11 protein-coding genes are annotated in these 13,288 nt (G+C 72.5%); 8 read left to right on the top strand and 3 right to left on the bottom strand.

Annotated features, from left to right (window positions below; translation table 11 throughout):
- The first annotated feature begins 37 nt into the window (after positions 1–37).
- Positions 38–1,387 (top strand): UDP-N-acetylmuramoyl-L-alanine--D-glutamate ligase, encoded by a 1,350-nt coding sequence (gene murD / locus ACWD6N_RS24710; RefSeq protein ID WP_354967520.1) that lies wholly within the window; start codon positions 38–40, stop codon positions 1,385–1,387.
- 18 nt (positions 1,388–1,405) lie between these two features.
- Here murD and ACWD6N_RS24705 read toward each other — a convergent pair whose 3' ends face one another.
- Entirely contained in the window at positions 1,406–2,371 is a 966-nt protein-coding gene (locus tag ACWD6N_RS24705; RefSeq protein WP_354967521.1) for a hypothetical protein, read from the bottom strand.
- 84 nt (positions 2,372–2,455) lie between these two features.
- On the opposite strand from ACWD6N_RS24705, the gene ACWD6N_RS24700 reads away from it, so the two are divergent.
- From ACWD6N_RS24700 to ACWD6N_RS24685, 4 genes are all read left to right on the top strand, one after another.
- Entirely contained in the window at positions 2,456–3,325 is an 870-nt protein-coding gene (locus ACWD6N_RS24700) for a hypothetical protein (protein WP_354967522.1), read from the top strand.
- Between the two features lie 24 nt (positions 3,326–3,349).
- Positions 3,350–4,114: a hypothetical protein gene (locus tag ACWD6N_RS24695; protein WP_354967523.1), complete on the top strand. Its 765-nt coding sequence runs from the start codon at positions 3,350–3,352 to the stop codon at positions 4,112–4,114.
- A gap of 132 nt (positions 4,115–4,246) precedes the next feature.
- Positions 4,247–5,545, top strand: a complete 1,299-nt coding sequence (locus tag ACWD6N_RS24690; protein ID WP_354967524.1) for an aspartate aminotransferase family protein — start codon at positions 4,247–4,249, stop codon at positions 5,543–5,545.
- Positions 5,542–7,035 (top strand): CoA-acylating methylmalonate-semialdehyde dehydrogenase, encoded by a 1,494-nt coding sequence (locus ACWD6N_RS24685; protein WP_354967525.1) that lies wholly within the window; start codon positions 5,542–5,544, stop codon positions 7,033–7,035. The genes ACWD6N_RS24690 and ACWD6N_RS24685 overlap by 4 nt, the downstream gene beginning before the upstream one ends.
- Here ACWD6N_RS24685 and ACWD6N_RS24680 read toward each other — a convergent pair.
- Positions 7,007–8,380, bottom strand: a complete 1,374-nt coding sequence (locus ACWD6N_RS24680; RefSeq protein ID WP_387328637.1) for an acyltransferase family protein — start codon at positions 8,378–8,380, stop codon at positions 7,007–7,009. The two genes, ACWD6N_RS24685 and ACWD6N_RS24680, sit on opposite strands and share 29 nt — an antisense overlap.
- A 202-nt stretch (positions 8,381–8,582) precedes the next feature.
- Between ACWD6N_RS24680 and ngcE the strand changes: the two genes are divergently transcribed.
- From ngcE to ACWD6N_RS24665, 3 genes are all read left to right on the top strand, one after another.
- A complete protein-coding gene (gene ngcE, locus ACWD6N_RS24675; protein ID WP_354967527.1) occupies positions 8,583–9,998 on the top strand; it encodes an N-acetylglucosamine/diacetylchitobiose ABC transporter substrate-binding protein in 1,416 nt (471 codons plus the stop codon).
- Positions 9,999–10,060: 62 nt separating this feature from the next.
- Positions 10,061–10,969: a carbohydrate ABC transporter permease gene (locus ACWD6N_RS24670; protein ID WP_387328633.1), complete on the top strand. Its 909-nt coding sequence runs from the start codon at positions 10,061–10,063 to the stop codon at positions 10,967–10,969.
- Entirely contained in the window at positions 10,966–11,871 is a 906-nt protein-coding gene (locus ACWD6N_RS24665; protein WP_387328631.1) for a carbohydrate ABC transporter permease, read from the top strand. The genes ACWD6N_RS24670 and ACWD6N_RS24665 overlap by 4 nt, the downstream gene beginning before the upstream one ends.
- 265 nt (positions 11,872–12,136) lie before the next feature.
- On the opposite strand, the gene ACWD6N_RS24660 is transcribed toward ACWD6N_RS24665, so the two are convergent.
- Complete coding sequence (locus ACWD6N_RS24660; protein ID WP_354967530.1) at positions 12,137–13,123, bottom strand: N-acetylglucosamine kinase; 987 nt, start codon at positions 13,121–13,123, stop codon at positions 12,137–12,139.
- Positions 13,124–13,288 lie beyond the last annotated feature (165 nt).

The raw sequence follows: 13,288 nt of genomic DNA, 5'->3' as shown, positions 1-13,288 counted from the left end.
CTGCCCCACCGCCGCCGCGACCACCGAGGAGAGCCCCGTGCGCCTGTCTGACCTGCGCGGACGTACCGTCGCCGTCTGGGGTACCGGCCGCGAGGGCCGGGCCGCGGTGACCGCGATCGCCGCGCACGGCCCGGCCGACCTGGTCGCCGTTGACGACAGCGCCAACTTCCTCTCGCTGCCGTGGGACGGCCCGCTGGCCGAGGCGGCCCCGCTGGTCACCGGCGAGGCGGGCTTCGAGCGGCTGGCCGCCGCCGACGTGGTGGTCCGCTCGCCGGGCGTGCCGCAGACCCACCCGTGGCTGGTCGAGCTGCGCAGGCGCGGCGTCACCGTGACCCAGGGCACCGCGCTGTGGATGGCCGACCACGCCGCGCGCACCGTCGGGGTCACCGGCAGCAAGGGCAAGAGCACCACCTCCAGCCTGATCAGCCACCTGTTCACGGCGATGGGCCGGCCGAACGTCTTCGGCGGCAACATCGGCGTGCCCACGCTCGACCTGCCGGAGGCCGAGCTGTACGTGCTGGAGCTGTCCAGCTACCAGTGCAGCGACCTCAGCGACTCGCCCCGGGTGGCCGTGGTCACCGCGCTCTTCCCCGAGCACCTGGACGCGCACGGCGGGGAGCGGGAGTACTACCGGGACAAGCTCAACCTGCTCGCCCACGGCCCGGAGACGATCGTGGTGAACGGCGCCGACCCCCGGCTCGCCGCCGAGCTGGGTGATCGCCCGGTGGTCCGTGCCGGTCGCCCCGACACCACCAACGTGGCCACCGGCGCGGACGGCACGCCCTGGTTCCACCTCGGCGACCAGCCGCTCTTCCCGCGCGCCGTGCTGCCCCTGGTCGGCCGGCACAACGAGGGCAACCTGTGCGTGGCGCTCGCCGTGCTCGACGCGCTCGGCGTGGACGTGGTGGCCGAGAAGGACAGGCTCGCCGTCGCGGTCGCCGGGTTCCAGGGGCTGGCCCACCGGCTCACCGAGATCACCGACCCGTCCGGGCTGACGTTCGTGGACGACACCCTGGCCACCAGCCCGTACGCGGCCATGCACGCCATCGACGCGTACGACGGCCGGCCGTTGACCGTGATCGTCGGGGGCACCGACCGGGGTCTGGACTACACGCCGCTGGCCGAGCACCTGGCGGAGCGGGAGTTGACCGTGATCGGCATCCCGGACAGCGGTACCCGGATCGTGGCGGCGCTCGCCAACCTGCCCAAGGTGCGTACCGAGCTGGTCGACGACCTGGTGGACGCGGTGCGGCTGTCCAGGGAGCTGACCCCGGCCGGTGGGGTGGTCCTGCTGTCCCCGGCGGCGCCGAGCTACGGCCAGTTCCGCAACTTCGAGCACCGCTCGGAGGTCTTCGCCCAGGCCGTCGCCGACACCGCCGGGGCGTGACACCGCGCCCGGCCGGGGTCAGAGCGGGTCGGGCCGGTCGTGCAGGGCGCGCATCGAGCGGATCGCCGAGCGGATCTCCTGGAGGTAGCGCCCCGGCGTGAGTGTCTGCTCGGGCAACACGGCCAGGTCGGCCAGCGTCGGGTCCACCCCGACGGTGTCGATGCCGCAGCCGTACGGCACGGCCAGGGTGCGTAGCGCGTCGCAGTGCTGGAACGGCACGTAGATCGGCGCGGTGACCATCAGCACCTCGTCGCCCGGGGCGAGCTGGACGTGCGCCGCCCAGAACCGCTGTGTGTCGGCGGTGTGCGCGCGCCGCCGGTACGGTTCGCTGGACGGCGCGGCGAGCACCCGCACCGGCGGCAGGCCGACCGGTCGGTAGGTCCGCGACGACCAGGAGTGGTGCGGGTGCCCGGCGTCGACACCCTCCTGCTCGGCCGGGGCGGCCACCCCGAACACCCGCCGGACCGCCGTGTCCAGCACATCCACCTCGGTGTCGTCGGCGGGCAGGCCCGCATCGGCCAGCGTCCGGCGTTCCCAGTCGGACAGCGGCCGGAAGCTGCCGAGCACGGCGACCTCGCCGTCCACCCGCAGTCCGGAGCGCAGCAGGTGGGCGGCGTACCCGACCCGGCGTACGCAGGCGTGCGCCAGGCCGCCGAGCACCACCAGGTGGGCGTACGCCGACCGGGCCGGCGCCACCGGCCGGATCAGGCCGAGCGCCGCCGCCGACGCGAGCACCAGCTCGACGGTGCCGGGGTCGAGGTCCGGCTCCCGGGCGTCGGGCCGTTCCCGGCCGCCGCGGAAGTCCCAGTGTCGGGCGGAGAACTCGTCCAGGAACCGGAGCACGTCGGCGAGGTCGCCGTCCGGCCAGCTGCCCCCGAAGTGCTCGACCAGTCGGCGTATCGGGTCTGCGGAGACCCACTCGGCGATGCCGGCGGCCGGTTCGCCCGGCGCCCCGGTCGGCAGCGGTACGGGCAGCTCAGGCACCGCCGGATCGTACCGGGCCGGCGGGGCGGCCTCGTTGTCGTCCCGTCGTACCCTGACGGCAGCCGGCGCCCGGGAGGTACCTCGATGGCCGATTTGCTCCACCGGCCCCGCAACGACCGGGTCGGGCCGGCGGGTGGCTTCGTCCGGCTGCTGGCGCACACCGACCCGGTCGCGCTGGTCGGCATCCTGCTGTCGGTCTCGCTGTCCGTCACGTTGGACCTGACCAACGCGGCGACCGGGGTGGAGTCGCTGCTCGCCGGGCTGATGGGCACCACCATCTCGCTGCTGGTGGACTCGCTGGCCCGCGCCGAGCGCCGCTTCCACCTGCGGACGTTGCTGGAGGGGCCGTCCTGGCTGGTGCACGCGGTGCCCGAGCTGGTCACCGGCACCCGGGAGGCGGTCGAGCGGCATCCGGGCAGCCGGGTCGCCGAGGAGGCCCGGCGCCGCTTCGAACGGTTCCGGGCGCAGACCGAGCAGTTGCGCGCCGGGCAGATCATCCGGCCGGGCGACGACTGCCAGGACCTGCTCGGCGCGACCCGGGAGTGCGTGCGGCGGCTGGACGCGGTGACCAACGTGATGCCGAGGGCCAGCGGCGAGCTGAGCTGGTGGCGTGGCGACGTCGGGCGGCACTACTGGGCGGCCAACACCGAGGCGCTGGCCCGGGGGGTACGGATCACGCGGGTCTTCCTGCACGCCGGCCTGACCGACGAGCTGAGCGAGCTGGTGCGGGCGCAGCAACGGGCCGGGGTGCGGGTGGGGCTGCTGCCGTGGGGCGTGGTGGAGGCCTCGCGGCACGTCAACCTGACCCTGTGGGACGGCACGGCGCGCTGGGAGGGTGTGATGAGCGCGCACGGCGAGATCACCGAGAACCAGTTCTCGGTCAACGCCGCGGACCTGGCCCGGCTGACCGACGTCTTCGAGGTCTGCGTCGAGGCCGCGACCTTCCTGGACTGACCGCGACCGGAGGGCGGCCCGCCGATGACCGTGAGCGCTGTGCTGCTGGTGACGGCGGTGGTGTGGGCGGTCAGCCTGATCCGGTCGGTGCGCCTGCGGGCGTTCGTCTACAGTCTCCCGCTGCCGATGTCGCTGGCCCTGGTGAGCACCGGGCACCGGGTGCAGGGCGCGCAACTGCTCGGGGTGCTCGGCCTCAACCTGTTCTTCGTCGTCGTGGCGGTCACGCATCATCGGCTGTGCTGGCCGATCCTTCTCGCCGACGCCGCCGGGATCGCCGGGTACGTGGCGTTCAGCGCCGGCCTGCTGGCCGTGCCGGTGCCGTTCGCGCTGGCGCTGTGCGCCAGCGTGGCGCTCTGGGCGCTGGCGATGCTGATGCTGCGCCGGCAGCATCCCGCCCCGCCGCCACCAACCGAGCCGCCGCAGGAGACCGAGCTGCAGGTGGAGGCGGGGCGACGCCTGCCGGCGCCGGTGAAGCTGCTGGTGATCCTGGTCGGCGCGACGCTCACCGGGCTGCTCGGCGAGCTGCTGCGCGCGATGGTGGTGACCTTCCCGTACTCCGGGGTGCTGGTGGCCGTCGAGAGCCGTCGCGACCTGGTGGCGTTCACCCGGCACTTCGCCCGCGACAGCCTGGCGCTGGTCGGCTTCCTGGCGGCGTACCACTGGTGGCAGGACACCTCGCCGGCTACCGCCCTGGCGGCCGGCTGGGTGGCCTTCGCGCTGGTGGCCGGGGCGCTGCACGCGGCCTCGCGGGTCGGCGCGGTCGGTCGCCGCGCCGCCGCCGCCGGCTGACGTCTGGCCCGCCGCCCGAGGCTGACGCACTGTCAGGAGCGGGCGCGCGCTGCGCTACACAGTGGCAGTTGCCCACACCGGCCGCCGGTGGGAGCGTGCGGTATCCACGAATGCCGCTGAAGGGTTGCCACGATGACCGACGACCTGCTGGCCCGGCACCGGGCCGTGCTTCCGTCCTGGATGCCGCTGTACTACGCCGAGCCGATCGAGTTGGTCTCCGGCTCGGGTCGCCGGGTCACCGACGCCCAGGGCCGCAGCTACCTGGACTTCTTCGGTGGCGTGCTGACCAACATGATCGGCTACGACATCCCGGAGATCCGGGAGGCGGTCGAGCGGCAGCTCACCTCCGGCATCGTGCACAGCTCGACGCTCTACCTGATCCGCCAGCAGGTGGAGCTGGCCGAGAAGATCGCGCAGCGCTCCGGCATCCCGGACGCCCGGGTGTTCTTCACCAACTCCGGCACCGAGGCGAACGAGGCTGCGTTGCTGGTCGCCACCAACCACCGCCGCTCGCACCAGATCCTGGCCGTGCGCAACAGCTACCACGGCCGGTCGTACGCGGCGATGGGCGTCACCGGCAACCGCAACTGGTCGGCCAGCGGGCTGAACCCTCTCCAGGTGGCCTGGCTGCACTCGGGTGACCGGGTGCGCGGCCTGCTCGCCCGGCTGAGCGCCGAGGAGCAGGTCGACGCGGCGGTGGAGGACCTGCGTGAGGTGCTGGCCACCCAGACCGCCGGCGACGTGGCGGCGTTGATCGCCGAGCCGATCCAGGGCGTGGGTGGCTTCGTGCACCCGCCGGACGGGCTCTTCGCCGGCTGGAAGAAGGTCCTCGACGAGCACGGCATCCTGTTCATCGCCGACGAGGTGCAGACCGGCTGGGGGCGTACCGGGGAGCACTTCTGGGGCTACCAGGCGCACGGGGTCACGCCCGACCTGCTCACCTTCGCCAAGGGCATCGGCAACGGGTTCGCGCTGGCCGGGGTGGTCGGGCGTGCCGAGGTGCTGGAGTCGGTCCCGGCGATCAGCTTCTCCACGTTCGGCGGTAACCCGATCTCCACGGCGGCCGGCAACGCGGTGCTCGACTACCTGATCGCGCACGACCTCCAGGCGAACGCGGCCCGGGTCGGCGCGATCCTCGCCGACGGCCTGCGGTCCGCCGTGGGCGGCCTCGACTGCGTCGCGGAGGTACGCGGCAAGGGGCTGATGCTCGGCGTCGAGTTCGTCCGGCCGGGCACCAGCGAACCCGACCCGGCGCTGACCAACCGGGTCTTCGAGGCGTGCCGGTCCGGTGGCCTGCTCGCCGGCAAGGGCGGCCTGTACGGCAACGTGCTGCGGATGGGTCCACCGTTGACGCTGACCGAGGAGGAGGCCCGCGAGGGCCTGGCGATCCTCGTCGACGCGATCCGGTCGGCGGCGGGGGTGGCGGCGTGAGCAGCCGAATCGGGCACTTCATCGACGGCAAGCGGGTCGGCGGCACGTCCGAGCGGCGGGGCGACGTGTTCGACCCGGCGACGGGTCGGCGTACCGCCGAGGTGGAGCTGGCCTCGGCCGCGGACGTCGACGTCGCGGTGCGGGCCGCCGCCCTCGCCGCCCGGGCCTGGCGGGACGCGTCCCTGGCGAAGCGGTCGGCGGTGCTGTTCGCCTTCCGGGAGCTGGTGCACTCCCGCCGGGACCGGCTCGCCGAGGTGATCACGGCAGAGCACGGCAAGGTGCTCGCCGACGCCGCCGGGGAGGTGCAGCGCGGCCTGGAGGTGATCGAGTACGCCTGCGGCCTGCCCTCGGCGTTGCGCGGCGCGTTCAGCGAGAACGTCTCCACCGAGGTCGACTCGTACACGATCCGCCAGCCGCTCGGGGTGGTCGCGGTGATCTCTCCGTTCAACTTCCCGGTGATGGTGCCGCTGTGGTTCGTGCCGGTCGCGGTGGCCTGCGGCAACGCGGTGGTGCTCAAGCCCAGCGAGAAGGACCCCGGCGCGGCGCTGCTGCTGGCCGAGTGGTTCGCCGAGGCGGGCCTGCCCGACGGGGTGCTGAACGTGGTCAACGGGGACAAGGAGGCGGTCGACGCGCTGCTGGACCACCCGGAGGTGCAGTCGGTGTCGTTCGTCGGCTCCACCCCGATCGCCCGGTACGTCTACCAGCGCGGCACCGCCGCCGGCAAGCGGGTGCAGGCGCTCGGCGGGGCGAAGAACCACATGGTCGTGCTCCCCGACGCCGACCTGGACCTGGCCGCCGACGCGGCGGTCAACGCCGGGTTCGGCTCGGCGGGGGAGCGGTGCATGGCCATCTCGGTGCTGGTGGCGGTGGAGCCGGTGGCCGACGCGCTGGTCGAGCGGATCGCCGCCCGGATGGCCGGGCTGCGTACCGGTGATGGCCGGCGGGGCTGCGACATGGGCCCGTTGGTCACGGCCGAGCACGCGGCGAAGGTGCGCTTCTACGTGGACGCCGGGGTGGCCGCCGGCGCGGTGCCGGTGGTGGACGGTCGGGACGTCACGCCGGACGGCGACCCGAACGGCTTCTGGCTGGGTCCGACGCTGTTCGATCGGGTGACCCCGCAGATGTCGGTCTACACGGACGAGATCTTCGGGCCGGTGCTCGCCGTGGTCCGGGTGGGCTCGTACGACGAGGCGGTGGAGCTGGTCAACGGCAGCCCGTACGGCAACGGCACGGCGATCTTCACCAACGACGGCGGCGCGGCGCGGCGCTACCAGCACGAGGTGGAGGTGGGCATGGTCGGGATCAACGTGCCGATCCCGGTGCCGATGGCGTACCACTCGTTCGGCGGCTGGAAGGCCTCGCTCTTCGGCGACCTGCACGCGCACGGCGAGGACGGGGTGCGCTTCTTCACCCGGGGCAAGGTGGTCACCAGCCGCTGGCTGGACCCACGCCACGGTGGGGTCAACCTCGGGTTCCCCACCCAGACCTGAGCAGCCGCAGCACGCCCGCCCCGGCCAGGTACGCCAGCAGGGCCGGGACGGGTGTGCCGAGCGGCTCCGGTGCCCGCGCGGGGGTCGCGCTGTTGATCAGCAGCGCGGCCACCACAGCGGCGTAGCCGGCCACGGTCAGCGCCGTCCGGGTGGTGGTGCCCCGTCCGGCCCGGCGCCCGGTGCGGTGCCGGGCGCTGCGCGCCTCCACCTGGCCGAAGATGGCGACCAGGACCGCCAGGACCACCGCGAGCAGCAGCAGCCAGGGCCCCCGCCACGCCCACCAGGCGGCCGAACCGACCGCCGGGGTGGGCAGCGTCCCGGTCGCGTCGAGCAGGCCGATCAGCAGGACGGCGGCGGTCAGGTGCCAGAGGAAAACGGTCAGCACCACCAGGTTGACCCCGATCACGAGCTGCCACGGGCCGGTGCGGCGCAGCAGGCGCTCCGCCGGGCCGTGCAGCAGCAGGACCAGGCCGAGCTGGGTGGCGGCGACGGCCAGCAACGCGAGGCTGGGCGGCGCGGCGTTGTCCAGCCGCTCTCCGGGCACGTGCAGCATGGCCACCGGCCAGGGGCCGAGCACGGTGAGCAGCAGCAGCGCGGCCAGCCCGACGGCCAGGAACACCACGCCGGCTCGGCGGGACGTGGGCAGCCGGCGTCGGCGTACCCCCGGACGGTCGGGTGCCGACGGCCCGGCAGCGCGGGTGTCGTGCCAGGCGAAGCCGAGCTGGTGTACGGCCAGCCAGCCGAACAGGTAGTTGCCGTACCCCTGCTGCTCCGGCCCGGTCATTCGGAGCAGGTCGCCGACGCCGACCAGGGCGACCAGCACGAGCGGGACGGCCAGGCCGAAGCGGCGATGCAGCGCGTACATCGGTGGGGTGAGCGCGACCACCGCCAGGTAGGCGACCAGGAACCAGAGCGGGATGGTGGCGAACCAGACCACCTCGCGGATCCGGGTCGGGTCGGCGTCGAGCAGCCGGGCCACCGCCGCCGCGGCGCTGAGCACCAGCACCAGCACGCTGGTGGGGCGCACCAGTCGGGCGCTGCGGTCGAGCAACCAGCCGGCGGCGTCGCCGTCCCGGGCCCGCAGCCGGGTCAGCGAGGCCGCGTTGGCGTAGCCGCCGACCAGGAAGAAGACCGGCATCACCTGGGCCACCCAGGTCAGCGGGTACGCCCAGGGCAGCTCGCCGAGCGCGGAGTGCCCGGTGGGCCGGCCGGCGGCGTCCCGCTCGATCACCGTGACGCCCCAGTGCCCGAGAACGACCATGGTGATGGCGAGCGCCCGGAGCAGGTCGACGTACCGCTCCCGGCCGGGCGGGGTGCGCTCTGCGAGCTGGCGCAGGCGGCGCATCGCCTCAGGCTATGCGACCCGGTGCTGGCCGGTGGTGATAACGGTTCGGCAGCCGGGGGTTGAAGTCCGCGCGTCGCTGCCGTAGAAATTCTTCAACGACTCAGTGTCATATGAAGACAAGCAACACATCCCCCTGCGCCTCGACGCGACGGACGCCACCCCCCATCACCGGCGCCCGCCCGACCCGACCCGAGGAGACATCATGAACAGGCGTGACATCCTGCGGCGCAGCGCCGCCGCCGGGCTGCTGGCCACCCCCGCCGCCGGCCTGCTGACCGGCTGCGCCACCGGCGGCGGCGACGACAAGAGCGACGCCACCGCCTACAAGGGCACCAAGTCCGAGCAGAACCCGCTCGGCGTCAAGGAGGACGCCCCGCTCGAGGTGGTGATCTTCGGCGGCGGGTTCGGCGAGGAGTACGCGAAGGCCCACGAGGCCATGTACACCGAGAAGTACCCGAAGGCGCAGATCAAGCACTCCTCCACCCAGGAGATCAGCAAGACCCTCCAGCCGCGCTTCGTCGACGGCACCCCGCCGGACGTGGTCAACAACTCCGGCACGGGTCAGATCGACTTCAACGGCCTGGTGAGCCAGAACGCCCTCGCCGACCTGGGCGAGCTGCTCGCCGCCCCGAGCCTCGACATCCCCGGCAAGACGATCAAGGACACGCTGCTGCCCGGCGCGGTCGAGATCGGTTCGTACGACGGCAAGTTCCTGGTGATGAACTACACCTACACCGCGTACGGCATCTGGTACTCCAACAAGCTGTTCACTGAACGCAAGTGGGAGTACGCCAAGACCTGGGACGAGCACATCGCGCTCTGCAAGCAGATCAAGGCCGCCGGCATCGCCCCCTGGACGTACGCCGGCATACACCCGCGCTACATGAGCTGGCCGCTGATCTCCACCGCGATCAAGTTCGGCGGCCCGTCGGTGGCCACCGCCCTCGACAACCTGGAGCCGAACGCCTGGAAGTCCGACGCGATGAAGGCCGCGGCCGACGCCTGGCACCAGATCGTCAAGGACAAGTACATCCTGGAGGGCTCGCCCGGCCTGGACCACAAGCAGTCGCAGACCGCCTGGTGCCAGGGCAAGGCCGCGTTCATCTCCTGCGGTTCCTGGCTGGAGAGCGAGCAGAAGGCCGTCACCCCGGCCGGGTTCAACATGACCATCGCGCCGACGCCGAGCCTGGGCAGCGGCGACAAGCTGCCGTTCGAGGCGATCCGGGGCACCGCCGGCGAGCCGTTCATGGTGCCGGCCAAGGCCCGCAACGTCGCCGGTGGCCTGGAGTACTTCCGGACCATGCTCTCGAAGAAGGGCGCCCAGGACTTCACCCGGAAGGTCGCCAGCCTCACCGTGGTGGCCGGCGCCAGCGAGGGCGTCGAGCTGCCGTACGGGCTGAGCACCGTGGTCAAGGCACTGGACGCGTCCGGCGCCAACGGCTTCAACTGGGTCTACAACAACTTCTACCGCAAGCTGGAGCGCAACCTCGTCGACGCCGCGTGCGGCGAGTTCTTCAGTGGCCGGATCGGCCCGGCGGACTTCCTCGACCAGTGCCAGAAGGGCGCCGACTCGATCGCCCAGGACAGCTCGATCAAGAAGTTCAAGCGGGCTGCGTGACACCCCGGCCGGTGGGGGCGGACCGCCCCCACCGGCCGCACCACGGGAAGTAGGTCCTCATCGTGAGACATGGCAAGTGGCCGCTGATCGTCACCTTCCTGGTGCCGCCGGTGCTGCTGTACATCGTCTTCGTCGTGTCGCCGTACCTGCAGGCGTTCCAGATCTCCACCACCGACTGGCTCGGCTACTCGGCCGACGCCAACTCGGTCGGTCTGGCGAACTTCAAGACCCTGTGGCGCGACGGGTACGTCTGGAACGCGTTGCAGAACAACGCGATCCTGCTGGCCCTGGTGCCGGTGCTGACCATCGTGCTCGGGATCTTCTTCGCCACCATGCTCGCCATGGGTGGGCGCAAGGGCCGTGCCGGCGTGACCGGTGTACGTGGCGGCGCGTTCTACCGCACGGTGTACTTCTTCCCGCAGGTGCTCTCCGTGGTGATCATCGCGCTGCTCTGGAAGGAGGTCTACCACCCGAATCAGGGGCTGCTCACCAGTGCCCTGCACGCGCTCGGCCTGCCCGCGCCGACCTGGCTCGGTGACCCGGCGACCGCCTTCTGGTGCGTCCTCGCGGTGATGGTGTGGAGCAACGTCGGCTTCTACGTGGTGCTGTTCGGCGCGGCGATGTCGGCCGTGCCGAAGGAGATCTACGAGGCGGTGCTGCTCGACGGCGCGTCCCGGTTCACCACGCTGCGCCGGGTCACCCTGCCGCTGCTCTGGGACACCGTCCAGGTGGCCTGGGTCTACCTGGCCATCTTCGCCCTGGACGGGTTCGTCCTCGTGCAGCTGATGACCAACGGCGGGCCGAACTTCTCCACCGACGTGATCGGCGTACGGATGTACGACACCGCCTTCGGCAGTGAGACCAAGTTCGGCTACGCCTCGGCCATCGGCGTGGTGATGTTCTTCCTGACCCTCTCGGTGGCGGTGCTGTCGCTGCGGGTCGGCCGGCGCGATCGGATCGAGTACTCGTGACCACAGTGGACAGACCCGCCCCCGCCGCCACCGCGTCGACGCCCCCCGCCGGCCGGGACCGCCCGCTCCGCCGGGACCTCGGCGTGGCCAACGTCTTCTCGCACGGCTTCCTGCTGCTCTGGGGCCTGCTCACCGTGCTGCCGCTGCTGTGGATGTTCATCAGCTCGTTCAAGACCAACGGCGAGATCCTGGCCGACCCGTGGGGGCTGCCCGGGGCGCTGAACCTGGACAACTGGGCGCGGGCCTGGACCGGCGCGCACATCGGCCGGTACTTCTTCAACAGCCTGGTGGTGGTGGCCGGCTCGGTCAGCCTCACCATGCTGATGGGCGCCACCGCCGCGTACGTCTTCGCCCGGTACGAGTTCCGCGGCCGGCAGTTCGTCTACTACCTGTTCGTCGGCGGTCTGATGTTCCCGGTGTTCCTCGCCCTGGTGCCGCTCTTCTTCGTGGTCCGCAACGCCGGCCTCTTCGGCACCTGGATCGGGTTGATCCTGGTGTACGCGGCCTACTCGCTGCCGTTCACGGTGTTCTTCCTGACCGCGTTCTTCCGGACCCTGCCGACCTCGGTGGCCGAGGCCGCGATGGTCGACGGCTGCGGTCACTTCCGACTGTTCTTCCGGGTGATGCTGCCGATGGCGCGTCCGGGACTGATCAGTGTGGCGATCTTCAACTTCCTCAGCCACTGGAACCAGTTCCTGTTACCGCAGGTGTTGATGCAGGGCGACGAGTCCAAGTGGGTGCTCGCCCAGGGGCTGTTCGCGCTGTCGGTCAGCCAGGGATACGCCGGCGACTACGCCCGGCTCTTCGCCGGGCTGAGCATCGCCGTGCTGCCGGTGCTCGCCGTGTACGTGGGCTTCCAGCGACAGGTGCAGACCGGCCTGACCGCGGGTCAGCTCAAGTAGCCGACCCGCCGATCCGGGCCGCACGTCTGACCGATCTCGATCGCCGCGCAGCTGGCGCAGACCTCCGCGTCCCCACCCCGATTCTTCGCCGTGGAGCGGCGGGCGCGCGGGGCCTCTCGGGCAGGCGTGGGGCGGGGGCTCGCGTTGATCGTGCTCGATCCAGGATGTAGTGGCCTCCGGACGCGAGGTGGGGACTATTTCCACGATCGAGCCCGCTCTGACCCAACGCGGCGGGCGGGGCGCGGGGCGGGTGTGGGTCGGGCGGTCAGGGGGTGGGGAAGAGGAGGGCGTGCAGGGTGGTCGGATCGGTCACCTCGGGCAGCTCGCGGGCGGCGAGCCAGGCCGCGGCGGCGGCCCCGTCGCCGGCGGTGCGCAGCGGCGCGTCCGGCCAGTGCCGGCCGACCTCGGCCCGGACGGCGGCGGCCAGCGGGGTGTTCCCGGTGAGCAGCCCACCGCCGAGCACGAACGGTGTCACCGCCCCGGCCGGGCGGATCCGGCCCACGCTGTCGACCAGGTGCGCGGCGGCCTCGGTGAGCAGCGCGGTGGCGACCGGTTCACCGTCGGCGGCGGCGGTGACGACCAGCGGCGCCAGCCGGGCCAGCTCGATCGGGGGTCGGCGGGTCACCGCCTGGATCGTGGCGTCCACGGTGTCCCGAGGGCGGGCGGCGATCTCGGGGCTGCCCAGCAGGTCGGTGAGCACCGCCGTGGCCAGCGCGCCGGGGGCGCGGCCGGCGTCCAGGTCGGCGAGCAACCGGCGGACCGCCTCACGGCCCAGCCAGAAGCCGGACCCGGCGTCGCCGAGCAGCCAGCCGTGTCCGTCGGCGACCCGGTCCAGCCGCAGGTCACGGACCTGAGCGGTGATCGCCCCGGTGCCGGCGATGAGCACCGTGCCATCCGGGGCGGCGGTGCCGGAGGCGTAGGCCACCAGGGCGTCGCCGTGCACCGCGTACGGGCAGCGCAGGCCGGCGTCCTGCCAGGCCCGGTCGAAGGCGGCGCGGCCGGCCGGGTCCGCGAGCAGCCGGGCCGCCCCGGCCAGCCCGATGGTGCCGGCCGCCACCCGGGTCGGGTCGACGTCGGCGAGCGCACCGCGCAGGGCCTTCAGCAGCTCCGTGGCGGCCTGTTCGGCGCCGTGGCTGGTGGGGTTGCCACCGCCGGCTCGGCCGGTGCCGAGGCGTTCGCCGGTGAGGGTCAGAGCGGTCGCCCGGGTGGACGTACCGCCGACGTCGAGACCGACCACGACGGTGTCGGACATCGGCACGGCCTCCTTGCGCTGCGCGACGTTGGGCCCCGTTCATGCTGGTCGGCGCCGTCGTGCGGGGCAAGATCTGGCCGGCGCGGCGGGCTGTGCGCCAGGTAACAGTTTGAAAACTTCGCCCACAGTCTTGACACGGAGGGGCGTTCAGTAAGAACTTTTACC

This window comes from Micromonospora sp. NPDC005163 (assembly GCF_053599835.1).
The sequence above is the reverse complement of the archived record's forward strand: the minus strand, read 5'-3'. Positions and strand labels throughout refer to the sequence as shown.

Excerpts from the sequence above, each read along its gene's own strand:
- ACWD6N_RS24690 (WP_354967524.1), top strand. The coding sequence starts at position 4,247 with ATGACCGACGACCTGCTGGCCCGGCACCGGGCCGTGCTTCCGTCCTGG.
- ACWD6N_RS24660 (WP_354967530.1), bottom strand. The coding sequence starts at position 13,123 with ATGTCCGACACCGTCGTGGTCGGTCTCGACGTCGGCGGTACGTCCACC.
- ACWD6N_RS24700 (WP_354967522.1), top strand. The coding sequence starts at position 2,456 with ATGGCCGATTTGCTCCACCGGCCCCGCAACGACCGGGTCGGGCCGGCG.
- ngcE (WP_354967527.1), top strand. The coding sequence starts at position 8,583 with ATGAACAGGCGTGACATCCTGCGGCGCAGCGCCGCCGCCGGGCTGCTG.
- ACWD6N_RS24695 (WP_354967523.1), top strand. The coding sequence starts at position 3,350 with ATGACCGTGAGCGCTGTGCTGCTGGTGACGGCGGTGGTGTGGGCGGTC.
- ACWD6N_RS24680 (WP_387328637.1), bottom strand. The coding sequence starts at position 8,380 with ATGCGCCGCCTGCGCCAGCTCGCAGAGCGCACCCCGCCCGGCCGGGAG.